Raw genomic sequence first — 25,057 nt, forward strand, 5'->3', positions numbered from 1 at the left:
GAGCGGTGGGCTGAGGCTTTCGTCTCAACCGAGGCGCGCATTCTACAGCGCCCCGTGTATCTGTCAAGCGGTTATTTTCGAAGTTTTCAAAATTTCTTTTTCAACTTCAACCACTTGCGCTTTCGATCTCTCGTTAGCGGGAGGCGAATTCTACAGCGTTAGTCGCTGCTGTCAACACCTCTTTTTTACCGCTTTCGACCGAGAAGATCGAACCGTCGACTGAGCCAAAAACCTGCTCCGCTGACTCCTTCCGTGCTTCGATGACCTGAAGCCCTGCATCGCCGAAACCTACTTAACTCATTGAATATCAAGGAGTTTTCCGTTTCGACTGCGCCGGAAGTGGGGCGAATTATAGAGACTCAGAATCTGCCGTCAACAGCTATTTTCATAATTCTGTCATATCGGTTAAAAGCCTTGAAAACACAGAGGCCAGCGCCCTATGGCGCCGGCCTCTGTGTTTTCAATTACAAGCTGGGAAACGCGAACTGCGAAGCCTCATGACTGGCGCGCTGCGGCCAGCGCTGAGTGATGGCCTTGCGTCGAGTATAGAAACGCACGCCATCCGGGCCGTAGGCGTGCAGATCGCCAAACAGCGAACGCTTCCAACCGCCGAAGCTATGGTAGGCCACTGGCACAGGCAACGGTACGTTGACGCCCACCATGCCGACCTCGATCTCATCGCAGAACAGCCGCGCCGCCTCACCATCACGGGTGAAGATGCAAGTGCCGTTGCCGTATTCGTGATCATTGATCAGTTGCATGGCCTCTTCCAGGCTATTGACCCGAACAATGCACAGCACCGGCCCGAAGATCTCTTCCTTATAGATGCGCATCTCGGGCGTCACGCGATCGAACAGGCAACCTCCGAGGAAGAAACCTTCTTCGTGCCCGGCCACACTCAAGCCACGACCATCGACCACCAGCGTCGCACCCGATGCCACACCGTCCTCGATATAACCGCTGACCTTGTCGCGATGCTGTCCAGTCACCAACGGCCCCATGTCCAGACCGCACGAGGTGCCGGCGCCAATCTTCAGCGCTTGGATCTGCGGAACCAGCTTGCTCACGAGCGCATCCGCCACCTGGTCCCCGACACAGACAGCCACCGAAATAGCCATGCAACGTTCGCCGCAGGAACCATAGGCAGCCCCCATCAAGGCACTGACCGCATTGTCCAGGTCCGCATCCGGCATCAGCACCGCGTGGTTCTTCGCTCCGCCCAGCGCTTGGACGCGCTTGCCACGCCGAGTGCCCTCGGCATAGATGTATTCGGCAATCGGCGTCGAACCGACAAAACTCAGCGCCTTCACTTCCGGCGCTTCGATCAGCGCATCCACCGCAACCTTGTCGCCATGCACCACGCTCAATACGCCCTTGGGCAGCCCGGCTTCCAGAAGCAGTTGCGCAATCAGCAAGGTCGAGCTCGGATCGCGCTCGGAGGGTTTGAGGATGAAACAGTTGCCGCAAACGATCGCCAGCGGGTACATCCATAGCGGGACCATCGCCGGGAAGTTGAACGGAGTGATACCCGCCACCACGCCCAGCGGTTGAAAATCCGACCACGCGTCGATGTTCGGTCCTACGTTGCGGCTGTATTCGCCCTTCAGAATCTCCGGGGCGGCACAGGCGAACTCGACGTTTTCGATACCACGCTTGAGCTCACCGGCCGCATCTTCCAACGTCTTGCCATGCTCCTCGCTGATCAGTTGCGCAATACGCGACTCGTTCTGCTCCAGTAGTTGCTTGAAACGAAACATCACCTGGGCACGCTTGGCCGCCGGCGTTTTGCGCCAGTCCGGGAAAGCCGCATGTGCAGCGTCGATGGCCTGCTGGATGGTGGCTCGGTCGGCCAATGGCACTTTATGGATCGCCTGGCCGGTGGACGGGTTGAACACGTCAGCCGTACGAGGGCTGTCACTCAACAGCTCGCCATTGATCAGATGCGGGATGAGGCTCATGGGGACTCCGGAATTTATCCACGGGCGTCCATGCCTGGACACCCATTATTGAATGGTTATAAGGAAGAAAACGTCAGTCCAGCTTGTTTAGCACTTCACCGACCGCATCGAACAACCGATCCAGGTCCTGTGGCTTGCTGTTGAACGTCGGCCCGAACTGCAGGGTGTCGCCGCCGAATCGGACGTAGAACCCCGCCTTCCACAGCGCCATGCCCGCTTCGAACGGACGCACGATTGCATCGCCGTCCCGAGGAGCAATCTGAATCGCGCCCGCCAGGCCAAAATTGCGGATGTCGATGACGTTCTTCGCCCCCTTGATGCCATGCAGCGCATTCTCGAAATGCGGCGCAACTTCGGCCACGCTCTGTACCAGGTTTTCCTTTTGTAGCAGGTCCAGCGCCGCCAGCCCTGCCGCGCACGCCACCGGGTGTGCCGAATAGGTATAGCCGTGAGGAAATTCCACCGCGTACTCGGGGGTCGGCTGGTTCATGAAAGTCTGGTAGATCTCGGTGCTGGCGATGACCGCGCCCATGGGAATCGCACCGTTGGTGACTTGCTTGGCGATACACATCAGGTCGGGGGTGACGCCAAAGCTATCCGCGCCGAACATCGAACCGGTCCGGCCGAAACCGGTAATCACCTCATCGAATACCAGCAGGATATTGTGCTGGTCGCAGATGTCCCGCAGACGCTTGAGATAACCTTCAGGCGGCACCAGCACACCGGCAGATCCGGCCAATGGCTCGACGAATACGGCGGCAATATTGGACGCATCATGCAGCTCGATCAGCTTGAGCAGCTCATCGGCCAGGGCAATGCCGCCCTCCTTCGGCATGCCACGGGAATAAGCATTGCTCGCCAGCAACGTGTGGGGCAGGTGGTCGACGTCCTGCATGGGCTGGCCGAACAGCTTGCGGTTGCCGTTCACACCCCCCAGGCTGGTGCCAGCAATGTTGACACCGTGATAACCGCGGGCGCGGCCGATCATCTTGGTCTTGGTCGCCTGGCCCTTGAGGCGCCAATAAGCGCGGACCATTTTCACCGCGGTATCGGCGCATTCGGAGCCCGAGTCGGTGAAGAACACATGATTGAGGTTGCCCGGCGTCAGAGCGGTGATTTTTTCCGCCAGCTGGAACGACAGTGGGTGGCCATATTGAAAGCCCGGCGAATAATCCAGAGTGCCCAGCTGCTTGGCCACCGCTTCCTGGATTTCCTTGCGGGTGTGCCCGGCGCCACAAGTCCACAACCCGGACAGCGAGTCGTACACCTTGCGCCCCTTGTCATCGACCAGCCAGCTGCCTTCGGCCGCGACGATCAGACGAGGATCGCGCAGAAAATTTCGGTTGGCGGTGTAAGGCATCCAGTGGGCATCGAGCTTGAGCTGGCTGGCCAGGGAAGCACCAGCGTGTTCGGGCATGTTCATCGACAAAACCTCGCAAGGTATAGACAGCATGGAGTCAGAGTGCATTGCAGCTACGTTGCCACGGGGATAAAGTCGGTGAAATTCAACTTTTCTAACCTTCAGTCAGCGGTTCACTAAACTATGAGCGTTCGCCGCCCCGACCCGCTGGCCCAAGTCAGCGATTTCGACATTCGCTTGCTGCGCCTCTTTCGTAGCGTAGTGGAATCCGGTGGGTTTTCTGCGGCGGAAACCGTACTTGGCATTGGCCGATCGGCCATCAGCCAGCAGATGAACGATCTTGAGCAACGGCTCGGGCTGCGCCTGTGCCAACGTGGGCGAGCCGGTTTTTCGCTGACGGAGGAAGGTCGGGAGGTGTATCAATCGGCGCTGCAATTATTGAGTGCACTGGAAAGCTTTCGCACCGAGGTCAACGGCCTGCATCAGCATTTGCGTGGCGAACTGACCATCGGCCTGACCGACAATCTCGTCACCCTGCCCCACATGCGCATCACTCATGCTCTGGCTCAGTTGAAGGAGCGTGGGCCCGACGTGCAGATCCAGATTCGCATGATCCCCCCCAACGAAGTCGAGCAGGGAGTCCTCGACGGCCGCTTGCATGTCGGTGTGGTGCCCCAGGCCAGTGCGCTCTCCGGGCTGGAGTATCAGCCGCTCTACAGTGAACGCTCATTGCTGTATTGCGCCGTCGGACATCCACTGTTTTACGTGGACGACCTGCAACTCGACGAAGCGCGCCTGAACGACCAGGATGCGATTGCGCCGACGTTCCGCCTGCCGGCCGAAATCCAGGCCCATTACCAGGCACTCAACTGCACCGCCAGCGCATCGGACCGCGAAGGGATGGCCTTCCTGATTCTCACCGGACGCTACATCGGCTATCTGCCGGATCACTACGCCAACCTCTGGGTCCAACAAGGCCGATTGCGCGCCCTGAAACCCAGGGAGCGGTTCTATGACCTGAGCCTGGCCTCGGTGACGCGCAAGGGCCGTCGCCCTCACTTGGTGCTCGAGAGTTTTCTTGAGAGTCTTGCGGCGACTCGCTGACGCCCGCAAATGCGATAAGGGACATTGCTCAATTATCGTTGCAAGGCTTTTGTCACAACGGCACTTGTCGGATCATTGCCGGTGCGCTATCAACGCTTTTGCTTGCCCCACAGACCCAGCCCGGAAACGTCCATGACCTTCGAAGTCCCAGCCCACGGTGGCAAGCCCACCGGCCGCATTCGTCAGAAGAACGAAGAGACCATCCTCAAGGCGGCTGAAGATGAGTTCGCCCGCCACGGTTTCAAGGGCACCAGCATGAACACCATCGCCTTGAATGCCGGATTACCCAAGGCGAACCTGCATTATTACTTCACCAACAAGCTCGGGCTGTACGTGGCCGTACTGAGCAACATCATTGAACTGTGGGACAGCACCTTCAACACCCTCACCGCCGAGGACGACCCGGCCGAAGCATTGACCCGCTACATCCGTGCGAAGATGGAGTTCTCCCGCCGCCGGCCTCAGGCCTCACGGATCTTCGCCATGGAAGTGATCAGCGGCGGTGAGTGCCTGACCGAGTATTTCAACCAGGACTACCGCACCTGGTTCAAGGGCCGCGCGGCCGTGTTCCAGGCCTGGATCGATGCGGGCAAGATGGACCCGGTCGACCCGGTGCACCTGATCTTCCTGTTGTGGGGCAGCACCCAGCACTACGCCGACTTCGCTACCCAGATCTGCCGCGTGACCGGCCGTAGCAAGTTGACCAAACAAGACATGATCGATGCCGGCGATAACCTGATCCGCATCATCCTCAAGGGCTGCGGCCTGACACCCACTCTTTAAGATTCCCATGCCTTTTACGCTTGCCGGCCTTTGCGAGTACCGCGAAGAAATTCGCAAAAGCCGTTTCATCACCTTCGCCGCCCCCATCAGCAGCCCGGCAGAGGCCCAGGCCTTTATTGATCAGCACAGCGACCTGAACGCGACGCACAATTGCTGGGCCTGGAAACTGGGCGCCCAGTACCGCAGCAACGACGATGGAGAACCGGGCGGCACCGCCGGACGGCCGATCCTGGCCGCCATCGAAGCCCAGGATTGCGATCAGGTCGTGGTGTTGGTGATTCGCTGGTATGGCGGAATCCAGTTGGGCACGGGCGGACTGGCCCGGGCGTACGGCGGCGGCGCGAACAAATGCCTGCAAGGCGCCGTGAAAGTCGAGCTGATCAGCCGTGTGACGCTGCACTGTACTTGCGGGTTCTCCGAACTGGCCTTGGTGAAACTGCGCGTGGCCGAATGTGGCGGACTAGTGAACACAGAAGGGTTTACCGCCAACGGCGTGGAGTTGCAGCTGGCGGTAGGCGAAAGCCAAATCGACACGTTGCAAAAACAGCTGGCTGATTTGAGCCGTGGACGCATTCTATTGGCGCGATGATGCAGTCAGAAGCACGGCGAACACATCCTTAATTGCCCACATCCTCTGTGCACCCGGCTGTGGATAACCTGAGCACACCCGCCTGTAACCCTGCTGTCATGCGGGTTCTAGAAGGATGCTCATTTTTTATCCAGGGCTCTCGCCTATTCACAAATCAGTCAATAAAACAACTGGTTGCAGCGGTTTATCGCCTTTAGAAGAAAGCCGCCCAGCGCTTATGCCCAAGCGCTCGGCTTGCGCACAATAACTGTGGAGCAAGCTGTGGATAACCCGTTCATGCCTGCCGCTGCGCCAGTAAAGACAGGCTTCCCAGGGAGTTGCTCATTTTTTAACCGCTCGTTTGGGGAGCATAGAACCGCAAGCCTGGGGTATGCTCCGGGTCCTTGAATCCACGATGTCTTTTCTTCCAAGGACGCTACCCATGAATTCGGCAAAACATGCATTGATCATTGGCGCTTCCCGTGGTCTGGGCCTCGGCCTGGTGAAAACGCTACTGGACGATGGCTGGAACGTGACCGCCACCGTTCGCAATCCGCAAAAGGCAGAAGCCCTGAAGGCCTTGGGCCCGGTGCGCATTGAAAAGCTCGACATGGACGACCAGCATGCCGTCATCGCCCTGAGCCAACAGCTCAAGGATGAAACCTTCGACCTGCTGTTCGTCAACGCTGGCGTCAAAGGCCCTGATAATCAGGCCCCCGGCGGCGCAACGCTGGCCGAAGTCGGCCAATTGTTCTTCACCAACGCGGTGGCGCCGATCAACCTGGCCCAGCGCTTCGTTGGCCAGATCCGCGATGGCAGCGGCGTGTTGGCGTTCATGAGTTCGGTGCTCGGCAGCGTGACCATGCCCGACGCACCGGAGCTGGCGCTGTACAAGGCGAGCAAGGCCGCCCTCAACTCAATGACCAACAGTTTCGTCACTCAACTGGGCGACCAGGCATTGACCGTCCTGTCGCTGCATCCGGGCTGGGTGAAAACCGACATGGGTGGCGAAGGAGCGGACATCGATGTCGAAACCAGCACCCGCGGTCTGGTCGATCAGGTCAACGCGTTTGCCGGTAAGGGCGGCCATCACTTCGTCAACTACAGAGGCGAAACCATTCCCTGGTAAACACGCCGCATATCCCTTGTGGGAGCGGGCTTGCTCGCGAAAGCAGTGGGTCAGCTTGCACCCATGTCGAATGCACTGACGCCTTCGCGAGCAAGCCCGCTCCCACAAAAGCATTTGGCCCGGCACTGGAAACCTGTCCGACAACCTGAGTAAACTCGGCACCTCGCCCCCAACGGCGACCCTGGATCAGCAGACAGGGCATCACTGAGCTGGCTAACCTGAACCCATTTTCAGAGGAGCCGGCCATCATGCCTGCGACCCGCACCTGGTTAAAAAATCCCCTCTCCATCTTCACGGCCAACGAGCTCGATGCCCGTGGCGGCCTCGTCCTGCAGGACGGTGTCATCGTGGAACTCCTGAGCGCCGGCCAGCACCCAACCCACCCCTGCGACAGCGTTTTCGACGCACGTGAACATGTGATCCTGCCGGGGTTGATCAATACCCATCATCACTTCTACCAGACGCTGACCCGTGCCTGGGCACCGGTGGTGAATCAGCCCTTGTTTCCATGGTTGAAAACCCTCTATCCGGTCTGGGCGCGGCTGACGCCGGAAAAACTTGCCCTGGCAACCAAAGTGGCACTGGCCGAGTTGCTGCTATCGGGCTGTACGACGGCGGCCGATCACCATTATCTGTTCCCCGAAGGCCTGGAAGACGCCATCGACGTACAGGTACAAAGCGTCCGTGAGCTGGGCATGCGCGCGATGCTGACCCGCGGTTCCATGAGCCTGGGCGAAGCCGACGGGGGCTTGCCGCCACAGCAGACCGTGCAACAAGGCCAGGTGATTCTCGACGACAGTCGACGGTTGATCGATCGTTACCATGAGCGTGGAGACGGTGCGCAGATTCAGATTGCCCTGGCGCCCTGCTCGCCCTTTTCAGTCACCCCCGAGATCATGAGCGCCAGCGCCGAGCTGGCGAACAGCCTCGATGTCCGCCTGCACACGCACTTGGCCGAAACCCTCGACGAAGAAGACTTCTGCCTGCAACGCTTCGGACTGCGAACCGTGGATTATCTGGACAGTGTCGGCTGGCTCGGCCCACGTACCTGGCTGGCCCACGGTATTCATTTCAATGCCGATGAAATTATCCGCCTCGGCGCCGCCGGCACCGGCATCTGTCATTGCCCCAGTTCCAACATGCGCCTGGCCTCGGGCATTTGTCCCACCATCGACCTGACCGCCGCTGGCGCCCCGCTTGGCCTCGGGGTGGATGGCTCCGCATCCAACGATGCCTCGAACATGATCCTCGAAGCCCGCCAGGCGTTGTACATCCAGCGCCTGCGCTATGGCGCGCAGGCCATCACACCGGAGCGGGTGCTAGGTTGGGCAACCCGAGGTTCGGCACAGTTGCTCGGACGCAGCGACATCGGCGAATTGGCGGTGGGCAAACATGCGGACCTGGCGTTGTTCAAGCTCGATGAGCTGCGATTTTCCGGCAGCCACGACCCGATTTCAGCACTGCTGCTGTGCGGCGCGGACCGTGCGGACCGGGTGATGATTGGCGGCCAATGGCGGATTATAGACGGTCAGGTCGAAGGGCTGGACTTGAAAGGATTGATTGCCGATCACAGCCAGGCGGCGCGGGCGTTGATTGCAGGGACCTGATCGGACGCCATCGCGGGCAAGCCTTGCTCCCACAAGGATGGAGATTCCCTCCAGACATACCTGTGGGAGCAAGGCTTGCCCGCGATGCTTCTAAAGCCCCAGCAAGGACAACATGATGAACGTCGCAAACAACACGAAGTGAGTCATGCCTTCTATGGCATTGGTCTCGCCATCGTTGAGGTTGATGGCGCTGACGATCAGGGTGATGAAAATCATCACCGTCTGCACCGGCGTCATTGCCATCTGGAACGGCTGGCCGGTATAGAGCGCCATGGCCTCCATCACGGGTACCGTCAGGATCACCGTCGACAACGAAGCCCCCAGGGCGATGTTCACTACCGATTGCATGCGATTGGCGAGTGCGGCGCGCAGGGCAGTGAGGATTTCCGGCGCGGCGGAAATGGCCGCCACCAGAATGGCCGTGACCACCGGTGGTGCGCCGGAACCCTCCAATCCCAGGTCGATGGCCTTGGACATCACTTCGGCCAGCGCGCCGATCACCACCACGCCAAACACCAGCGCGGCGATGGAAAACGTCAGGCTGATGGGCTCGGGCTCGGTTTCCAGCGGCTCTTTCCTGCGGCGTTTTTCCGGGTAGCTATAGCTGAAGAAATAACTGTGGGGCCCCACCTGCATGCGCAGGAACAGGGTGTACAGCACGATCATCGCGCCGATGGTGAAGGCGGAATAGTGCTTCCAGTTTTCCTGAGGAATGAATTCTGGCACCACCATCGACACGCCCATGGCGGTGAGGATCATCACGCTGTAGGTGCGCGCCGAATCGTCGTTATAGGCCTGCTCGCCATGCTTGAGCCCGCCCATCAGCGCGGCCAGCCCGAGGATGCCGTTGATATCGAGCATCACCGCCGAATAGATCGTGTCCCGCACCAGGGTCGGCGACGCTTCGTTGCTCATCATGATCGCCAGGATCACCACCTCGACCAGCACCGCCGAGAGGGTCAGGATCATCGTGCCGTAAGGATCGCCGACCTTTTCCGCCAGCAATTCGGCATGATGGGCCACGCGCATCGAGGCGGCGACGATGAAGCCGATCAGTATCAACCCGCCCGCCAACGCTACGATCCGCCCGCTGCCCAACAGCCAGTGCTCCAACGGGTAGGCGACCAACGCCGCGAGCAGCGCCAGCAACAGCAGCGTTTCTTGCTTGATCAACATGAACATCGCGAGCCAGTCACCGTCGGTGGGTCATGACCTACTAGACTGTGGGGGGCCGTGAACGTTTCGTCCGGTGTGAGGTGCCCTTGTCGGGCTGCGAAAAACTCGTCGCAGGCAGGTCCGGCTCTCAAGTGGATCAGCCGGTCAGGTTTTACCAGACATTACCGTCAGCCTCTGTAGAATGCCGCCATTGATTCACTGATGAGAAACGAACATGTACGAATGGCTGAACGCCCTGCCCAAGGCTGAATTGCACCTGCACCTGGAGGGTTCGCTGGAGCCCGAGCTGCTGTTCGCCCTGGCCGAACGCAACAAGATCGCCCTGCCCTGGAGCGATGTCGACACCCTGCGCAAGGCCTATGCCTTCAACAACCTGCAGGAGTTTCTCGACCTGTATTACCAGGGCGCCGATGTGCTGCGCACCTCCCAGGATTTCTACGACCTGACCTGGGCCTACCTGCTGCGTTGCAAAGCGCAGAATGTTATCCACACCGAACCGTTCTTCGACCCGCAGACCCACACCGACCGAGGCATCCCCTTCGAAGTGGTGCTCAACGGCATCGCCGCCGCCCTCAAGGACGGTGAGCAGCAACTGGGCATCACCAGTGGCCTGATCCTGAGCTTCCTGCGCCACCTGAGCGAAGAGCAGGCCGAGAAGACCCTCGACCAGGCGCTGCCGTTCCGCGATGCCTTCGTGGCCGTGGGCCTGGACAGTTCGGAGATGGGGCATCCGCCGAGCAAGTTCCAGCGGGTGTTCGACCGGGCTCGCCATGAAGGCTTCCTGACCGTGGCCCATGCGGGCGAAGAAGGACCACCCGAGTACATCTGGGAAGCCCTCGACCTGCTGAAGATCCAGCGCATCGACCATGGTGTCCGGGCCATCGAAGACGAGCGGCTGATGCAGCGGATCATCGACGAGCAGATTCCGCTGACGGTGTGCCCATTGTCCAACACCAAGCTGTGTGTGTTCGACGACATGTCCCAACACAACATCCTCGACATGCTCGAGCGCGGCGTGAAGGTGACCGTCAATTCCGATGACCCGGCGTACTTCGGCGGTTACGTCACCGAAAACTTCCACGCCCTGCATACACACCTGGGCATGACCCAGGACCAGGCCAGACGCCTGGCGCAGAACAGCCTGGATGCGCGGTTGGTGAAACCTTAAGCCTCACGCGCCATCCTGTGGGAGCGGGCTTGCTCGCGAATGCGCCAGCACATTCAACATTGATGCAGCTGACCCACCGCTTTCGCGAGCAAGCCCGCTCCTACAGGAGACTGGTGCTTACCCGGCCGAGCCCTCGCTCAACTCCTCCAACGTCTTGCCCCGCGTCTCCATCCCGAACAACCAGACCACCCCTGCCGCCACGGCAAAGCACAACGCCCCCAAGGCGAACACACCGCCCTGCCCGGTGATGGGAAACAGCAACCCGGTCACCAATGGCCCCAGCAACGAACCGATGCGACCGACCGCCGAGGCAAATCCCGACCCCGTAGCCCGTGCCGAGGTGGGATACAGTTCCGGGGTGTAGGTGTAGAGCACTGCCCACATGCCAAACAGGAAGAATTGCATGAGCAATCCGGAGCCGATCAGCAGACCGACGTTGCCGCCAAACACCGCGCTCTGCCCATAGAGAAAGGCCATCACACCACCGCCCAACAAGGTGATGACACACACCGGTTTACGCCCCCAACGCTCCACCAGCCAGGCCGCCATCAGAAACCCCGGAATACCGCCCAGGGAAATCAGCACGGTGTAATACACCGACTGGGTTACGGCGAACCCCGACTGCTGCAAGAGAGCACTGAGCCACGAGGTCAACCCATAGAAACCGAGCAGGGCAAAGAACCAGACGCTCCAGATCATCATCGTGCGCTGGCGATACAACGGCGACCAGATCCGCGCCAGAGCCGAAAAGAACGTGCCAGGCGTATCCGCCAGCCTCGGGAGCCGGACAGGCTCCGGCAGCGCCTGGCGTCCCAGCGATGCCCGGACCTTGTCCTCGATCCGTTGCAACACGACATCCGCCTCGTCGTCCCGCCCGGCTTGCTCCAGCCAACGCGGCGACTCGGGGATGAAGAAGCGAATCACCAGGACAAATATCGCCGGCACCGCCAGTACCAGGAAAATGTCACGCCAGCCAATCACCGGCAGCAGGAAATACGACAGCGCTCCCGCCGCCACGAAGCCCAGGGGCCAGAAGCCATCCATCAAGGCAATATAACGTCCCCGTTGCCTGGCCGGGATCAGCTCCGAGAGCATCGACTGGGCAATCGGAAACTCCATACCCATGCCGATTCCCAGGAGGATGCGAAACAGCGTCAGTGTCTCGATATCCTGAGCGGTGGAGCACAGGTAGCTGGCGAGGCCCCACAGCACGATGCTCCATTGGAACACCGGCTTGCGCCCGAACCGGTCAGCCAGCATGCCCGACAGAGACGCTCCCACTACCATGCCGAAGAAGCTGGAACTGGCCAGCAGCCCCGCCTGGGCTGTACTCAGGCCGAACTCGGCTTTGATCGAACCCAGCAGGAACGTCATCATCGCCAGGTCCATGGAGTCGAAGAAAAACGCCAGGGCGATAATGATGAAGATAATCCGGTGATAGCCGCTGATGGGCAGCCGTTCCAGGCGTTCGGCCGCGCTGTAGCCGTGAGTGTTCATATGGTTTTCCCCAGTCCGATGATCACCGGGCCGAGTGTGCGCGAACCTCGCGGGTGCCTGATGCTGAATACGACCTGTCGATGGCCCTAGAGCGCCATTTCCAACGTATCCTGCCTGGCGAATCGGTGAATTTCCTGCTGGCCGAGCGCTGTTACCTGCAAGGCTCGCGAATCGTTGGGCAGGCTCAGCCAGCCGGACTGCATGAACAACTGCAGCAATGCCGCCCCCAGGGCGCCCCCCAGGTGCGGACGGCGTTCGCTCCAGTCCGGACACGCGCAGGCGGTGCGGGCGTTGCGATGGGCCAGGGCCTGAATGAACAGGCCGTGCCCGGCCAACAGACTGGCCCCCTTGTGAGTGACCATCACCCGTTGGTCACACTGCTCAATCCAGCCGGCATCCAGCAGGCGCTGATACAGGTCGGCCGCCAGGGTTCCCCCCAGATGATCGTCACAGAGCCTGGCTCGCAACAGCGACGCGGGGGCCGACGGCGTTCTGGTCGACATCACGCCACGCTTGAAGACCTCCGGGATCTGTCGCGGCGTACTGGCCAGGGTGGCGCTGGCCAATGCCTCGACTGCCGCGCCGACCTCCGGCGCCGCGAGGCGGAAAAACCGCTTGCGCCCCCGTGCTTCGACTTTCAACAGACCACCGGCCGACAGGCGTCCCAGATGAGCACTGGCCGAGGACGGCGATAACCCGGCCAGTAACGCCAGCTCTTCAGCCTGCCGGGCCGTACCGTCCATCAACGCCCACATCATTGCGCTGCGCTTTGGGTCGGCCAGCAGCGTGGCGATCTGGCTGATGCAAGGTGCATGTTCCATGTATTCACTCCCTGTTGAATCATTCGTCTACTGCTCTGGGGCCGGATGACCCGTCATAAGGCGCCGCCCAAAGCGGCTCGACCACCGGAACCGGTGGTATCGATGCGTCGACGGGACAGTACTTCCCCGGTGCCGCGCCGATTCAGGCGGCCGCTAGTATAAGCGTGGCGCCCAAGCTTTCCTGTCCTCCGGAAACCTTTGGAGGCGATTGTTCGTGAGGGAAAATTCTCTATTTGCCCGCGACTATTGGTCGTCCGCCGCCAAACGCGGAAATTGCGCGGTCAACTGACCACAACGGGCCTGGAGCATTTCCCGCAGCAGGTTGATGGGCTTGCTCAGTTGAGCCCGATGAGCGCACAGCAGATTCAGCGGTGCACGCTCGCAGAGCAGGCTCGGCAGCAGGATCTTCAGGCGTCCGGCCAGCACATCGGTTGAAACATCCAGCCAGGACTTATAAGCGATGCCCGCGCCAGCCACCGCCCAGCGCCTGACCACGTCGGCGTCATCGCTGAAACGATCACCAGTGACGGTGAGGCTCACTTCCCGTTTACCGTCTTGAAAGCACCAATGGTCATGAACCCGGGTGCCGAGCATGTATAACAGGCAATTGTGCTGGGCCAGTTGCTCCAACTGGCGAGGTTCGCCGTGGCGAGCCAGGTAATCCGGTGAGGCACACAGCACCCTGCGGTTATCCGCCGCGACCGGCAGGGCCACCAGGCTCGAATCCTCCGGCTCGCCATAGCGTAGCGCGATGTCGACGGGTTGCTTGAAAAGGTCGGCGATGCGATCGCCCAGCAACAGCCGCACCGTCAACCCCGGGTGTTCGCGCTGGAATTCGTCCAGCCAGGGTAACAAAAGGTTGCGTCCCAGGTCAGAGGGTGCGGATAACTGCAGCACGCCACTGACCCGGTCCTGGCTGCTGGTCAAAAGCCGCCGCCCCTCGTCGAGGCTGCTCAACGCGGCCCTGGCATATTCGAGAAATCCCTCCCCCTCGGCGGTCAAGCGCAAGCTGCGGGTCGAACGGGCCAACAGCCGGGCGCCCAGATGTTGCTCGATCCGCTTCAACGCGGCACTGGCCACCGCCGCCGACAGATCCATCACCCTGGCCGCTGCGGAAAGACTGCCCAGATCCGCCGCCCGGACAAACAGCTGCAGGTCATCGAATCGAAGCATGGCGACTCCATTATCAAAAAAATATTGAAAGAGCCTGTCTTTTTAGCCGGTTTTATCGTGGCGATAAATAGCTAACCATGGCAGCATCCCACTCACTCACGGAGCCACTGCATGAAAGCCATTGCCTACTATCATTCGTTGCCCATCAGCGACGTGAAATCGCTGCAAGATATCGAACTGCCGGAACCCGTCGCCGGCCCACGGGATCTGCTGGTGGAAGTCAAAGCCATCTCGGTCAACCCAGTGGATACCAAAGTGCGCCAGAACGTCCAGCCTGAAGGCGATGCCGCCAAGGTGCTGGGCTGGGACGTGGCCGGCGTGGTCAAGGCCGTGGGCAGCGACGTCACGTTGTTCAAGGCCGGCGACCGGGTCTTTTACGCCGGTTCCATCGCCCGGGCGGGTGGCAATAGCGAACTGCACGTGGTGGATGAACGTATTGTCGGCCACATGCCCGAAAGCCTTGGTTTCGCCGAATCGGCCGCATTGCCGTTGACGGCCATTACCGCCTGGGAGTTGCTGTTCGAGCGGCTACAGATCCAGGAAGGCGCGGATGACAAGAACCAGAGCCTGCTGATTGTCGGCGCTGCGGGCGGCGTCGGATCGATCCTGACGCAGTTGGCCCGCCAACTCACCGGATTGAAGGTCATCGGCACCGCCTCCCGCCCTCAGACACAAGATTGGGTACGCAGCCTGGGAGCGGACCTGGTGGTCGACCACAGCCAACCATTGAGCGCGGTGCTGAAGGAAGCCGGCCAGGCGCAGGTGACCCACGTTGCCAGCCTGACCCAGACCGACCAGCATCTGGACCAGTTGGTCGAAGCGCTGGCGCCCCAGGGCAAACTGGCGCTGATCGACGACCCCAAGGCGCTGGATGTGTCCAAACTCAAGCGCAAAAGCCTGTCGTTGCACTGGGAGTTCATGTACACCCGCTCGCTCTTCGAAACGCCAGACATGATTGAGCAACATCATCTGCTTAACCGCGTCGCCACACTGATCGACGCCGGCACGCTGAAGACCACGGTTGGCGAGCACTTCGGCATCATCAACGCCGCAAACCTGCGCCGAGCCCACGCATTGCTGGAAAGCGGCAAGGCCAAGGGCAAGATCGTGCTCGAAGGGTTTTGATCCAGCAGAACCAGGGCCTGTGGGAGCAGCTTTGCTCCCACAGGCAATTGCACCGTCAGTCCGAGAATTGACCCTTGTCACAATTGCGATCGCATTCCGGTCTACACTCGAGGCCTTTGCAACGCAATCTTTTACGTGAGGAGGTCAGCAATGAAGATCCTGATAAAAGAAGTGGCAAAATCCCAATGGCAAGTGCGTCTTGACCAGCACGCCGTCACCTTCCGTACCGAGGCCGAAGCCAAAGCTTTTGCCAGCACCCTGCAAGCGCGGATTCACGCGCCACACCACTTCCCCGAACAGCAGCGCGCGGCTGGCTGAATCAGCCCTGGCGATCGACGACCCGGGCTTTTTGCAGGCGCCGGGTCAGCATCGCCGCGCCCACCACCAACAGTCCGCAAAGACTGATGACCATCGCCATCGGTACGGCGGTGCCGTCATGCAATGCCGCCACCAACGCGGCCGCCCCGGCAGCTACGGAAAATTGCAGACACCCCAGCATCGCCGAAGCGCTGCCGGCCCGAGCACCCTGCCCGCTCATGGCGCAAGCCGATGCATTGGGAATGATACAACCCAGGCTGGCGATGCAGATGAACAGTGGAATCAACAGCGGCCACAGCCGCGCAGGCTGTAATGCACTGACAACCAGCAGGCTCAGCCCAGCCGCCAGGTAAACCCACACCACACGGGTCAGCAGAAAGGCCGGGCCACGCCTGGACAATAATCGGGCGTTGACCTGCGCCACCAGGATGAAACCCGCCGCATTGGTGCCGAACAACCAGCCGAAGTGTTCGGCCGGCACCCCGTAAAGCTTGATGAATACGAATGGCGAACCGGCGATGTAAGCAAACATCCCTGCCATCGCGATCCCGCCCGTCAGGGCATGCCCCAGGAAGACCGAGTCGGTCAGCAGTCGACCGTATTGGCGCAAAGCCCCGGATAACGGTTGCCGGGGCACGTGTGCCGGCAGGCTCTCGGGTAACCACAAGGCCACGGCCGTGGCCGCCAGCGCACTGAACAGGGTCAGGCCGATAAAGATCGATTGCCAGCCGTAAAGGTTCACCAGCAATCCGCCGAGCATCGGCGCGAGGATCGGCGCCAGCCCCATCACTAGCATCAACTGGGAAAACACCTTGGCCGAGCCGACCGCATCGCATTTGTCGCTGACCACCGCGCGGGAAATCACCATGCCGGCACATCCGCCCAGGGCCTGGATGAAACGGGCGCCAATCAGCCATTCAAGGCTTGGTGCATAGGCGCAAGCCACGGACGCCAGCGTGAACAATCCGACGCCCGTCAACAGCGGAATGCGCCGTCCGAAGCGATCGGCCACCGGCCCGTAGGCCAATTGCCCGATGGACAGCCCGAGGAAATAGGCCGCCAATGTCAGCTGGATGTGTTTCTCATCGGTGCCGAAGGCGGTTGCCATGGCCGGGAAGGCGGGCAGATAGAAATCGATCGCCAAAGGACCGAAGGCGCTCAAGGCGCCAAGAATCAGAATGATACGAAGGTTCATCGGGCGTCCCGTTCAGGCGTCAGTCAGCAGCCCGACAGTCTATCCATGCCGGGCGCCCTTGAACATTCCGATAGGTCGCTAACGATTAAAATAATTCAGGCAGGACGGACTTCGTACCCTTCCTCCTTGATGACCTCGGCCAACGTATCGGCCGGCAACGAACTCTGGACCCGCACAGTCTTGGCGCCGAGATCGACTTGCACATCGGCCGCTGGATCCCTGGCCTGCACAGCCTGGGTGATAGCCTTGACACAGTGACCGCAGGACATGCCCTGGACATTGAATGTTTGCATGAAAATGACTCCTGGCAATTGACGTTGGCGGCAGTTTCAAGCTTGCCATCATGGCAAGGTCAAGTTCTGACGAAATCTGCCGGGCTGGCAATCGGCAACGTGCTCAGCCAAGCTGCACACATCAAGGATTCAACACCGGAGGTTCAGCCATGCGCTGGTCAACGTTCAGCCTGTTTTGCATGTTGGTTTTTTCAGCGGTGGCCCCCTCGGCATCAGCCGACGAGGATTTCGGCGTGGTGATCGTCTCCCGCGAGCGCCTGGAAGTTTCCAGCTCTTGCGAGATTGGTATTTATATCAATGATCAACTCACTGCCAGGCTGTTTCAGGAGGGCAGTACCTCCTTCAATTTGCCGGCCGGCCGGTTCTCTTTGCGCCTGAAGTTGTTGCCAGGGCAGACGCCAGGTTGCGGTCCGGGCATGCTCGCACCGGGTTCGCAGGAAATTACCCTCAAGGCCGGCGACATCCTGAAGTACCGTATCGCCATGAACGAGCAAGGGATGTACCTCAGGAAGACCGGGCTCGGTTACTGACACAACCCTATCCATGTGGGAGCGGGCCTGTGCAAGTCTTCGGATTGGCGCTTGACCTTGCCCGCATGGCAAGGTTGATCCTGTAGCCATTCACTACAGGGAGCCCGACCGATGTCCGAATCCACCACCGTCGACCTGCCCATCACCGGCATGACCTGCGCCAGCTGCGCCGGGCGTGTGGAGCGCGCCCTGGGCAAAGTGGCCGGCGTGAACCGGGTCAGCGTCAACCTGGCCAATGAGCGGGCCCACGTTGAATTGCTCGAACGGCTCGATCCGCAAATCCTGATCGACGCAGTCAGGCGCGCCGGCTACGACGCCAGCGTCTGGCAGGACGAACAACCCCATGACACCCAGCCCCTTCACCTGAACCATGAGCGTCTGGTGCTCATATTGGCGATCCTGCTGTCGCTGCCACTTGTACTGCCAATGCTGCTGCAGCCATTGGGCGTGCACTGGATGCTTCCGGGTTGGGTGCAGTTCGCCCTGGCGACGCCGGTTCAATTCATCTTCGGTGCGCGGTTTTATGTCGCGGCGTTCAAGGCGGTACGCGCCGGGGCCGGGAACATGGACCTGCTGGTGGCATTGGGTACCAGCGCCGGCTATGGCTTGAGCGTCTACGAATGGGCGTTCGTCGGTTCGTCACATCTGTATTTCGAAGCTTCGGCGGTGGTGATTGCCCTGGTATTGCTGGGCAAATACCTGGAGAGCCGCGCCAAGCGGCAGACTGCCAGCGCCATCCGGGCCCTCGAAGCCCTGCGGCCGGAACGTGCGACACAGGTGGTCGAAGGCCAGGAACGCGACGTTGCGATCAGTGCCTTGCGCCTGGACGACGTGGTATTGGTCAAACCCGGTGAACGCATTCCCGTTGACGGTGAAGTCCTGGAAGGCCAAAGCCACGCCGATGAAGCACTGATCAGTGGTGAGAGCCTGCCGGTGCCCAAGGGCCCCGGCGACAAGGTCACCGGCGGCGCCATCAACGGCGAAGGCCGACTGCTGGTGCGTACCCTGGCACTGGGCACGGAAACCGTCCTGGCGCGCATCATCCGCCTGGTGGAAGACGCCCAGGCGGCCAAGGCACCGATTCAGAAACTGGTGGATAAAGTCAGTCAGGTGTTCGTGCCGGTGGTGCTGTTGCTGGCCCTGGCAACGCTGATTGGCTGGTGGCTGTACGGCGCCCCACTGGAAACCGCGCTGATCAATGCCGTCGCCGTATTGGTGATCGCCTGCCCCTGTGCCCTGGGCCTGGCGACACCCGCGGCGATCATGGCTGGCACCGGCGTAGCCGCGCGCCACGGGATCCTGATCAAGGACGCCGAGGCGTTGGAGCGTGCCCATGACGTCAGTTCGGTGGTGTTCGACAAGACCGGGACGCTCACATCCGGCACGCCGCGCATCGCCCACCTGGCCGCCCTCGACGGTGACGAAACCACGCTGCTGCAATGGGCAGGCGCCCTGCAGCGCGGCAGCGAACACCCCCTCGCCAAAGCAGTGCTGGACGCCTGCGCCGAGCGTGGCCTGGACGTGCCGGCTATACGCGACAGTCAGGCCCTGGCCGGACGTGGCATTGCCGGTAGCCTGGAGGGCCGGCGCCTGGCGTTGGGCAATCGGCGCTTGTTGGAAGAGTCGGGCCTTGAACCCGGGGCCCTGGCCGAGTCGGCCCAAGCCTGGGAAACGGAAGGTCGGACCTTGTCTTGGCTGATCGAGCAAAGCACAACGCCACGGGTGCTGGGTCTGTTCGCCTTTGGCGACACCCTCAAGCCGGGCGCACTCGCTGCGGTGCGGGCCCTGGATGAACGTCATATCACCAGCCACTTGCTGACCGGCGACAACCGAGGCAGCGCCAAGGTGGTTTCCCAGGCGCTGGGCATTGCCAATGTGCATGCCGAAGTGTTGCCGGGGGACAAATCGGCCATCGTCATCGAGCTGAAGAAAAACGCCGTGGTGGCAATGGTCGGCGACGGTATCAACGACGCACCAGCGCTGGCTGCCGCTGACATCGGCATTGCCATGGGCGGCGGCACCGACGTGGCAATGCATGCCGCCGGCATCACCCTCATGCGCGGCGATCCGCGACTCGTACCGGCAGCGCTGGAGATCAGCCGCAAGACCTACGCAAAGATCCGCCAGAACCTGTTCTGGGCGTTCGTCTATAACCTGATTGGCATTCCGCTGGCGGCATTCGGCCTGCTCAACCCGGTGCTGGCCGGTGCGGCCATGGCGTTGTCGAGCGTCAGCGTGGTGAGCAATGCGTTACTGTTGAAATTCTGGACACCCGAGGACCAGGAGGACAAGCGATGAATATCGGCCAAGCGGCCCGCCAGAGCGGCCTGAGCGCGAAGATGATCCGATATTACGAATCCATCGGCCTGCTCAAGGCAGCCCATCGCACCGACAGCGGCTACCGGATCTACGGTGTTGACGACCTGCACACACTGGCGTTCATCAAGCGCTCCAGGGACCTGGGGTTTTCCCTGGAAGAAGTCGGCAAGCTGTTGACGCTCTGGCAGGACCGTCAAAGGGCCAGCGCCGACGTCAAGGCTCTCGCCCGCCAGCACATCGACGACCTGAACCAGAAAATCCGCGAACTGGCCGGACTGCGCGACACCCTCCAGGACTTGGTGGAACACTGCAATGGCGACCACCGCCCGGACTGTCCGATCCTCAAGGAACTGGCGTCCGGGTGCAGTTCTGAAGGCGGGAGCAAAGCTTGCTCGGGATGACCCGCGCAACATCCATGCAAACTGACCCACCGTCATCGCGAGCAAGCTCGGCGCCTACAGGGTGGGTCTTGCGTCAGAAGGATAAGCTTTGCGCTGACCGATCATTGCATCCAGGGCGGAGGCGGTTCTTCGGTCTTGCCCGGCGGCGCATCTTCGGCGGCGCGCATGGCCTGGCGACGCTCTTCGTCCCGGCGGGCGGCCTCGATCTCGCGCATGACTCCACCGACATCCGCCAACGCCTCCGGCTCGTCGAACTCACCCGTCAACACGCTACCCGGATGCAAGGTCCCGGCCTCGTAAAGCGCCCACATCTCCTTGGCATAGCGGGTGCGCTTGAGCTCCGGCGCGAAACGACCGAAGTAGGACGCCATGTTGCCCACATCGCGCTCAAGCATGCTGAAGGCATGGTTGTTACCGGCGGCATCCACCGCCTGCGGCAGGTCGATGATCACCGGGCCTGTCGGCGCGAGCAGTACGTTGAACTCCGACAGGTCACCGTGCACCAGGCCGGCACACAACATCAACACGATCTGCGAGATCAGGAAGGCGTGGTATTCACGGGCCTGATCCGGCTCAAGGACCACATCGTTCAGTCGCGGAGCCGCGTCGCCGTACTCGTCGGCCACCAACTCCATCAACAGCACGCCCTCGAGGAAATCATACGGTTTGGGCACACGTACCCCGGCATTGGCCAGGCGAAACAGCGCCGCGACTTCAGCATTCTGCCAGGCGTCTTCGGCCTCCTTGCGCCCGAACTTGGAGCCTTTCGCCATGGCACGGGCCTGCCGGCTGTTACGGACCTTGCGACCCTCCTGATACTCGGCCGCTTGACGGAAACTGCGCTTGTTCGCCTCCTTGTAGACCTTGGCGCAACGTAGCTCATTGCCGCTGCGCACCACATAGACAGCTGCTTCTTTACCACTCATGAGTGGGCGCAGCACTTCGTCGACCAGACCGTCCTCGATCAGGGGTTCAATGCGTTTTGGAGTCTTCATCAGCTTTTATTCTGGGTCCTTTGTGACCAAACACGCGAATGACAGCCGTTATACGGCAATCCTTCCTCCACGGGGAGGGGTTGCCGACCTGTGAACCGGCGATGCACACACTGTGCCGGATATCGACCGAGTCGAATCATAGCCGAGAGCAGCGCCGGCACTGCCAATCTGACGCCGAGGTTATTTGCGACAAGAACTGACAATCCCGGCGCTGGACTCAGCGCTTGAACAACTCGCCCGGTGTAAATCCGAACATTGACTTGAACGCCGCAATGAAAGCGGATGTAGAGTCATACCCGCACGACAGCGCCGCGCCGGTCACGCTGTCCCCCTCTTCCAGCGAACCGAGGGACGACAACAACCGCATGCGCTGGCGCCAGGCCCGAAAACTCAGACCTGTTTCACGCTGGAACATTCGCATCAGAGTTTTTTCCGAGGTTCCCAGGCGTTCGGCCCAGGCTTGCAGGGTAACGTTCTGTTCAGGTTGCTCGATCAACTCGTTGCACAATCCCAGCAAGCGCGAATGCCGGGGCAACGGCAGGGAAAAACCCACTTCTGGAAGTGTCGCCAATTGGTCCAGCAACACCTGCACCAGTCGCGACTCGGGCGTATCGCCCTGCGGGTACTCGACCGGCAACTGACAGAACCCCTTGATCAGCTCGCGGGCCAGCGGCGTGACCTCCAGGACCCGGCAGCGTCCGTCATCCCACGGGCAGGCTTGGCGACGGACATACAGGCTGCGCATTTCCGCCCGGGTGGACGTCACGACGTGATGTTCCAGGTCCGCCGGAATCCAGATGCCCCATTGAGGCGGCGCGAAGAAACTGCCTGCGGCTGTGTGCACGCCAAGTACGCCGCTGATGGCGTAGGAAAACTGCACCCAGTCATGGCGATGGGCTTGGGTCCAGGAACCGGCGCTCAGGCTTTCGACACGGGCGTAGACCGGCCTGGGCAGTTGCGTCAGATCGGGAATACGACGTTCGAGCCGCTGGTGTCCGTTAGTCGGCATTGATTGGCCTTATGTCGCAAGACGGCTGTCAGTGCCGACGTTAGGCTAAGTCACCTTTACTTACAACTTCGGTGCCTTATGCACATGTTCAGACACCTCAAGCGCCTGGTGACCGACTGGTTCCTCTGCGGCATGCTGCTCGCCACGCTGCTGGCGTACTTTTTCCCGACCTTTGGCGCCACCGGCGGTGCAATGCATGCCGAGTGGGTGGTCAACGTCGGCATCTTCGTGGTGTTCTTCCTGCACGGGGTCAACCTGTCGGGCGAACAGATCCGCCACGGCCTGAAAAACATCCGGCTGCACCTGATGGTGCAGGGCTTCACTTTTGGGGTGTTCCCGTTGATCTGGTGGGTGAGCAACGTGCTACTGGGCAGTCATGTACCGTCACTGCTGATGCTGGGGTTCTTCTACCTGTGTGCCCTGCCCTCGACCATTTCGTCCTCGGTGGCCTTGACGGGCAGTGCGGGCGGCAACGTACCGGCGGCGATTCTCAACGCGAGCCTGTCCAGCGTGTTGGGGATTTTCCTCACACCGCTGCTGGTCAGTCTGGTGGTCGGGCGCGGCGCCGACGGCATCGACCTGGGCTCGACTCTGCTGGACCTGTGCATGATGTTGCTGTTACCGCTGGTGCTCGGACAGTTTCTGCGGCGCTGGCTGGCCGGTTTTTTTGGCCGCTACAAACGCTACACCAGCGTCATCGACAAGCTGGTGATCCTGCTGCTGGTCTACGCGGCGTTCTGCAATTCCATGGTGTCCGGGATCTGGCGGCAACAAGGCAACGGCGTGCTGTTCAGCGCCGTACTGGGAAGTGCCGTGTTGCTGGCAATCATTCTCTGGACAACCACTCGCACCGCCCGGGCCCTACGGTTCAACAATGCCGACGAAATTGCCGCAGTGTTCTGCGCCAGCAAGAAATCCCTGGCCGCTGGCGTGCCAATGGCGGCACTGATCTTTGGCAACCATCCCGGCCTTGGCCTGATTCTGTTGCCGATCATGATTTACCACCCGCTGCAACTGATCGTCTGTTCGATTCTGGCCGAACGCTACGCCAGCCGTCAGCGGGCCCTGGTCAACCGACAGAACGAAGCGGTGCTCAGCGCTCGATAATCGCCGTCACGCCCTGACCGGCGGCCGCGCAGATGGAGATCAGCCCCCGGCCTTTTCCCGCCGCATCGAGCAACTTGGCCAGGTTGGCGACGATTCGCCCGCCCGTGGCGGCAAACGGATGCCCGGCGGCCAGCGAGCTGCCCTTCACATTCAGGCGACTACGGTCTATGGCGCCCAGCGGGGCGTCCAAGCCCAGACGTGTCTTGCAATAGTCCGGATCCTCCCAGGCTTTCAGTGTGCACAGTACCTGAGCGGCGAAGGCCTCGTGGATTTCGTAGTAATCGAAGTCCTGCAACGCCAGGCCATTGCGCGCCAACAATTTCGGCACTGCGTAGGCAGGCGCCATCAGCAATCCTTCGGCGCCGTGGACAAAATCCACCGCGGCGGTCTGGCCATCACGCAGGTACGCCAGGATCGGCAGCCCCTGGGCCCTGGCCCACTCTTCACTGCCCAGCAACACCAACGAAGCGCCATCGGTCAGCGGCGTCGAGTTACCCGCCGTCATCGTGCCCTTGGCACTTTTTTCAAAGGCCGGCTTGAGGGATGCGAGTTTTTCCAGGGTCAGGTCCGGGCGCAGGTTGTTGTCCCGGGTCAGGCCGAGAAACGGCGTCATCAGGTCGTTCTGCCAGCCTTCGGCGTAGGACGCCGCCATTTTCTGATGGCTTTCCAGGGCCAACTGATCCTGTTCCTCCCTTGAGATCTGCCAGGTCTGGGCCATCAATTCGCAGTGTTGCCCCATGTTCAGGCCGGTGCGTGGCTCGTTGATGCGGGGCAGATCGGGGACCAGGTGCTGAGGGCGCAACTGTAGGAACACTTTGATTTTGTCGGCGGTGGTCTTCGCACGATTGGCTTGCAGCAGAATCCTGCGCAACCCTTCATTGACGCCTATCGGTGCATCCGAAGTGGTGTCCACGCCACCGGCAATAGCGCTGTCGATCTGCCCCAGGGCGATCTTGTTGGCAACCAGCAGTACCGTTTCCAATCCCGTACCACAGGCCTGCTGCACGTCGTAGGCCGGGGTACTGGGCGACAATCGCGAGCCGAGCACGCATTCACGGGTCAGGTTCATGTCCCGGGAATGCTTGAGCACCGCCCCGGCAGCGACCTCGCCAATGTGCAGCCCATGCAGGTTGTAGCGCTCGATCAGCCCCTCGAGGGCCGCTGTCAGCATTGCCTGGTTGCTGGCGATGGCGTAGGACCCGTTGGAACGGGCGAAGGGAATGCGGTTTCCACCGATGATCGCGACGCGGCGTGGCTGTGTCATGAAGAAATCCCCGTGTGTTCGAATGCGTCTGGATATAAGTACATTGCGTCTCTATCGCGAGCAGGCTCGCTCCCACATCTGCCTAGCGTAGGCTTTATTTGGTGGATCGAACGACCGAATACCAATCATGGTCCACACTTGGAAGCTCATCAGCCGG

The 25,057-nt window shown here is 61.0% G+C and carries 22 protein-coding genes and 1 pseudogene; 12 read left to right on the forward strand and 11 right to left on the reverse strand.

Annotated elements, in window-relative coordinates:
- Positions 1 to 464: 464 nt before the first annotated feature.
- Both AD666_RS19295 and AD666_RS19300 read right to left on the reverse strand, forming a co-directional pair.
- Positions 465 to 1,958 carry a CoA-acylating methylmalonate-semialdehyde dehydrogenase gene (locus tag AD666_RS19295; RefSeq protein ID WP_053155409.1) on the reverse strand — a complete coding sequence of 498 codons (1,494 nt, stop codon included), beginning with the start codon at positions 1,956 to 1,958 and terminating at the stop codon, positions 465 to 467.
- A 73-nt stretch (positions 1,959 to 2,031) separates the two neighbouring features.
- A complete protein-coding gene (locus tag AD666_RS19300) occupies positions 2,032 to 3,381 on the reverse strand; it encodes an aspartate aminotransferase family protein (protein WP_053155411.1) in 1,350 nt (449 codons plus the stop codon).
- Between the two features lie 120 nt (positions 3,382 to 3,501).
- Here AD666_RS19300 and AD666_RS19305 point away from each other — a divergent pair, with 120 nt between their 5' ends.
- The 5 genes from AD666_RS19305 to AD666_RS19325 all read left to right on the forward strand — a co-directional run bounded on the left by AD666_RS19305 (position 3,502) and on the right by AD666_RS19325 (position 8,509).
- On the forward strand, positions 3,502 to 4,422 hold the full coding sequence (locus tag AD666_RS19305) for a LysR family transcriptional regulator (protein WP_053155413.1): 921 nt from the start codon (positions 3,502 to 3,504) through the stop codon (positions 4,420 to 4,422).
- A 132-nt stretch (positions 4,423 to 4,554) separates the two neighbouring features.
- Positions 4,555 to 5,205, forward strand: a complete 651-nt coding sequence (locus tag AD666_RS19310; RefSeq protein ID WP_053155414.1) for a TetR/AcrR family transcriptional regulator — start codon at positions 4,555 to 4,557, stop codon at positions 5,203 to 5,205.
- A gap of 7 nt (positions 5,206 to 5,212) precedes the next feature.
- On the forward strand, positions 5,213 to 5,794 hold the full coding sequence (locus tag AD666_RS19315) for a YigZ family protein (protein ID WP_053155417.1): 582 nt from the start codon (positions 5,213 to 5,215) through the stop codon (positions 5,792 to 5,794).
- A 421-nt stretch (positions 5,795 to 6,215) separates the two neighbouring features.
- Positions 6,216 to 6,902 carry an SDR family oxidoreductase gene (locus tag AD666_RS19320; protein ID WP_053155418.1) on the forward strand — a complete coding sequence of 229 codons (687 nt, stop codon included), beginning with the start codon at positions 6,216 to 6,218 and terminating at the stop codon, positions 6,900 to 6,902.
- 248 nt (positions 6,903 to 7,150) lie between these two features.
- Positions 7,151 to 8,509: an 8-oxoguanine deaminase gene (locus tag AD666_RS19325; protein ID WP_053155419.1), complete on the forward strand. Its 1,359-nt coding sequence runs from the start codon at positions 7,151 to 7,153 to the stop codon at positions 8,507 to 8,509.
- Positions 8,510 to 8,599: 90 nt separating this feature from the next.
- Here AD666_RS19325 and AD666_RS19330 read toward each other — a convergent pair whose 3' ends face one another.
- Positions 8,600 to 9,691, reverse strand: a complete 1,092-nt coding sequence (locus AD666_RS19330) for a calcium:proton antiporter (RefSeq protein WP_053155421.1) — start codon at positions 9,689 to 9,691, stop codon at positions 8,600 to 8,602.
- A 208-nt stretch (positions 9,692 to 9,899) separates the two neighbouring features.
- Here AD666_RS19330 and AD666_RS19335 point away from each other — a divergent pair, with 208 nt between their 5' ends.
- Positions 9,900 to 10,853, forward strand: a complete 954-nt coding sequence (locus AD666_RS19335) for an adenosine deaminase (protein WP_053155423.1) — start codon at positions 9,900 to 9,902, stop codon at positions 10,851 to 10,853.
- A gap of 117 nt (positions 10,854 to 10,970) precedes the next feature.
- Here AD666_RS19335 and AD666_RS19340 read toward each other — a convergent pair whose 3' ends face one another.
- The 3 genes from AD666_RS19340 to AD666_RS19350 form a co-directional block, all read right to left on the reverse strand.
- Positions 10,971 to 12,350, reverse strand: a complete 1,380-nt coding sequence (locus AD666_RS19340; RefSeq protein WP_053155424.1) for an MFS transporter — start codon at positions 12,348 to 12,350, stop codon at positions 10,971 to 10,973.
- 86 nt (positions 12,351 to 12,436) lie between these two features.
- Positions 12,437 to 13,171: a helix-turn-helix transcriptional regulator gene (locus tag AD666_RS19345; protein ID WP_053155427.1), complete on the reverse strand. Its 735-nt coding sequence runs from the start codon at positions 13,169 to 13,171 to the stop codon at positions 12,437 to 12,439.
- Between the two features lie 243 nt (positions 13,172 to 13,414).
- Positions 13,415 to 14,344: a LysR family transcriptional regulator gene (locus AD666_RS19350; RefSeq protein ID WP_053155428.1), complete on the reverse strand. Its 930-nt coding sequence runs from the start codon at positions 14,342 to 14,344 to the stop codon at positions 13,415 to 13,417.
- A gap of 111 nt (positions 14,345 to 14,455) precedes the next feature.
- Between AD666_RS19350 and AD666_RS19355 the strand changes: the two genes are divergently transcribed.
- Positions 14,456 to 15,469 carry a zinc-binding alcohol dehydrogenase family protein gene (locus AD666_RS19355; protein WP_053155430.1) on the forward strand — a complete coding sequence of 338 codons (1,014 nt, stop codon included), beginning with the start codon at positions 14,456 to 14,458 and terminating at the stop codon, positions 15,467 to 15,469.
- Positions 15,470 to 15,619: 150 nt separating this feature from the next.
- Positions 15,620 to 15,787 carry a hypothetical protein gene (locus tag AD666_RS26650; RefSeq protein ID WP_172679656.1) on the forward strand — a complete coding sequence of 56 codons (168 nt, stop codon included), beginning with the start codon at positions 15,620 to 15,622 and terminating at the stop codon, positions 15,785 to 15,787.
- Position 15,788: 1 nt separating this feature from the next.
- Here the strand turns inward: AD666_RS26650 and AD666_RS19360 are convergent, their stop codons facing one another.
- Both AD666_RS19360 and AD666_RS19365 read right to left on the reverse strand, forming a co-directional pair.
- On the reverse strand, positions 15,789 to 16,982 hold the full coding sequence (locus AD666_RS19360) for a multidrug effflux MFS transporter (RefSeq protein WP_053155431.1): 1,194 nt from the start codon (positions 16,980 to 16,982) through the stop codon (positions 15,789 to 15,791).
- A gap of 95 nt (positions 16,983 to 17,077) precedes the next feature.
- Positions 17,078 to 17,275: a heavy-metal-associated domain-containing protein gene (locus AD666_RS19365; protein WP_053155433.1), complete on the reverse strand. Its 198-nt coding sequence runs from the start codon at positions 17,273 to 17,275 to the stop codon at positions 17,078 to 17,080.
- A gap of 149 nt (positions 17,276 to 17,424) precedes the next feature.
- Here AD666_RS19365 and AD666_RS19370 point away from each other — a divergent pair, with 149 nt between their 5' ends.
- The 3 genes and pseudogenes from AD666_RS19370 to cueR all read left to right on the forward strand — a co-directional run bounded on the left by AD666_RS19370 (position 17,425) and on the right by cueR (position 20,525).
- Positions 17,425 to 17,805 (forward strand): hypothetical protein, encoded by a 381-nt coding sequence (locus AD666_RS19370; protein WP_053155435.1) that lies wholly within the window; start codon positions 17,425 to 17,427, stop codon positions 17,803 to 17,805.
- A gap of 135 nt (positions 17,806 to 17,940) precedes the next feature.
- A pseudogene (locus AD666_RS19375) lies at positions 17,941 to 20,103 on the forward strand (heavy metal translocating P-type ATPase); the annotation flags it as partial.
- On the forward strand, positions 20,100 to 20,525 hold the full coding sequence (gene cueR, locus AD666_RS19380; protein WP_053155437.1) for a Cu(I)-responsive transcriptional regulator: 426 nt from the start codon (positions 20,100 to 20,102) through the stop codon (positions 20,523 to 20,525). The pseudogene AD666_RS19375 and the gene cueR, both read left to right, overlap by 4 nt.
- A 101-nt stretch (positions 20,526 to 20,626) precedes the next feature.
- Here cueR and AD666_RS19385 read toward each other — a convergent pair whose 3' ends face one another.
- Entirely contained in the window at positions 20,627 to 21,520 is an 894-nt protein-coding gene (locus AD666_RS19385; protein ID WP_053155438.1) for a PA4780 family RIO1-like protein kinase, read from the reverse strand.
- A gap of 217 nt (positions 21,521 to 21,737) precedes the next feature.
- The gene (locus tag AD666_RS19390; RefSeq protein WP_053155440.1) at positions 21,738 to 22,529 is read right to left on the reverse strand and encodes a helix-turn-helix transcriptional regulator; all 792 of its coding nucleotides are present in this window, start codon (positions 22,527 to 22,529) and stop codon (positions 21,738 to 21,740) included.
- Between the two features lie 78 nt (positions 22,530 to 22,607).
- On the opposite strand from AD666_RS19390, the gene AD666_RS19395 reads away from it, so the two are divergent.
- A complete protein-coding gene (locus AD666_RS19395) occupies positions 22,608 to 23,636 on the forward strand; it encodes a bile acid:sodium symporter family protein (RefSeq protein ID WP_053155442.1) in 1,029 nt (342 codons plus the stop codon).
- Here the strand turns inward: AD666_RS19395 and AD666_RS19400 are convergent.
- The gene (locus AD666_RS19400; protein ID WP_053155444.1) at positions 23,623 to 24,900 is read right to left on the reverse strand and encodes an acetyl-CoA C-acetyltransferase; all 1,278 of its coding nucleotides are present in this window, start codon (positions 24,898 to 24,900) and stop codon (positions 23,623 to 23,625) included. The genes AD666_RS19395 and AD666_RS19400 overlap by 14 nt on opposite strands.
- Positions 24,901 to 25,057 lie beyond the last annotated feature (157 nt).

This window comes from Pseudomonas sp. Pf153 (genome assembly GCF_001269775.1).
GTDB classification, from domain to species: Bacteria; Pseudomonadota; Gammaproteobacteria; order Pseudomonadales; family Pseudomonadaceae; genus Aquipseudomonas; species Aquipseudomonas uvaldensis.

What these genes read in the sequence shown, in the direction of transcription:
- AD666_RS19295 (WP_053155409.1), bottom strand. Translation starts at nt 1,958, where the DNA reads ATGAGCCTCATCCCGCATCTGATCAATGGCGAGCTGTTGAGTGACAGC.
- AD666_RS19300 (WP_053155411.1), bottom strand. Translation starts at nt 3,381, where the DNA reads ATGAACATGCCCGAACACGCTGGTGCTTCCCTGGCCAGCCAGCTCAAG.
- AD666_RS19305 (WP_053155413.1), top strand. Translation starts at nt 3,502, where the DNA reads ATGAGCGTTCGCCGCCCCGACCCGCTGGCCCAAGTCAGCGATTTCGAC.
- AD666_RS19310 (WP_053155414.1), top strand. Translation starts at nt 4,555, where the DNA reads ATGACCTTCGAAGTCCCAGCCCACGGTGGCAAGCCCACCGGCCGCATT.
- AD666_RS19315 (WP_053155417.1), top strand. Translation starts at nt 5,213, where the DNA reads ATGCCTTTTACGCTTGCCGGCCTTTGCGAGTACCGCGAAGAAATTCGC.
- AD666_RS19320 (WP_053155418.1), top strand. Translation starts at nt 6,216, where the DNA reads ATGAATTCGGCAAAACATGCATTGATCATTGGCGCTTCCCGTGGTCTG.
- AD666_RS19325 (WP_053155419.1), top strand. Translation starts at nt 7,151, where the DNA reads ATGCCTGCGACCCGCACCTGGTTAAAAAATCCCCTCTCCATCTTCACG.
- AD666_RS19330 (WP_053155421.1), bottom strand. Translation starts at nt 9,691, where the DNA reads ATGTTCATGTTGATCAAGCAAGAAACGCTGCTGTTGCTGGCGCTGCTC.
- AD666_RS19335 (WP_053155423.1), top strand. Translation starts at nt 9,900, where the DNA reads ATGTACGAATGGCTGAACGCCCTGCCCAAGGCTGAATTGCACCTGCAC.
- AD666_RS19340 (WP_053155424.1), bottom strand. Translation starts at nt 12,350, where the DNA reads ATGAACACTCACGGCTACAGCGCGGCCGAACGCCTGGAACGGCTGCCC.
- AD666_RS19345 (WP_053155427.1), bottom strand. Translation starts at nt 13,171, where the DNA reads ATGGAACATGCACCTTGCATCAGCCAGATCGCCACGCTGCTGGCCGAC.
- AD666_RS19350 (WP_053155428.1), bottom strand. Translation starts at nt 14,344, where the DNA reads ATGCTTCGATTCGATGACCTGCAGCTGTTTGTCCGGGCGGCGGATCTG.
- AD666_RS19355 (WP_053155430.1), top strand. Translation starts at nt 14,456, where the DNA reads ATGAAAGCCATTGCCTACTATCATTCGTTGCCCATCAGCGACGTGAAA.
- AD666_RS26650 (WP_172679656.1), top strand. Translation starts at nt 15,620, where the DNA reads ATGAAGATCCTGATAAAAGAAGTGGCAAAATCCCAATGGCAAGTGCGT.
- AD666_RS19360 (WP_053155431.1), bottom strand. Translation starts at nt 16,982, where the DNA reads ATGAACCTTCGTATCATTCTGATTCTTGGCGCCTTGAGCGCCTTCGGT.
- AD666_RS19365 (WP_053155433.1), bottom strand. Translation starts at nt 17,275, where the DNA reads ATGCAAACATTCAATGTCCAGGGCATGTCCTGCGGTCACTGTGTCAAG.
- AD666_RS19370 (WP_053155435.1), top strand. Translation starts at nt 17,425, where the DNA reads ATGCGCTGGTCAACGTTCAGCCTGTTTTGCATGTTGGTTTTTTCAGCG.
- cueR (WP_053155437.1), top strand. Translation starts at nt 20,100, where the DNA reads ATGAATATCGGCCAAGCGGCCCGCCAGAGCGGCCTGAGCGCGAAGATG.
- AD666_RS19385 (WP_053155438.1), bottom strand. Translation starts at nt 21,520, where the DNA reads ATGAAGACTCCAAAACGCATTGAACCCCTGATCGAGGACGGTCTGGTC.
- AD666_RS19390 (WP_053155440.1), bottom strand. Translation starts at nt 22,529, where the DNA reads ATGCCGACTAACGGACACCAGCGGCTCGAACGTCGTATTCCCGATCTG.
- AD666_RS19395 (WP_053155442.1), top strand. Translation starts at nt 22,608, where the DNA reads ATGCACATGTTCAGACACCTCAAGCGCCTGGTGACCGACTGGTTCCTC.
- AD666_RS19400 (WP_053155444.1), bottom strand. Translation starts at nt 24,900, where the DNA reads ATGACACAGCCACGCCGCGTCGCGATCATCGGTGGAAACCGCATTCCC.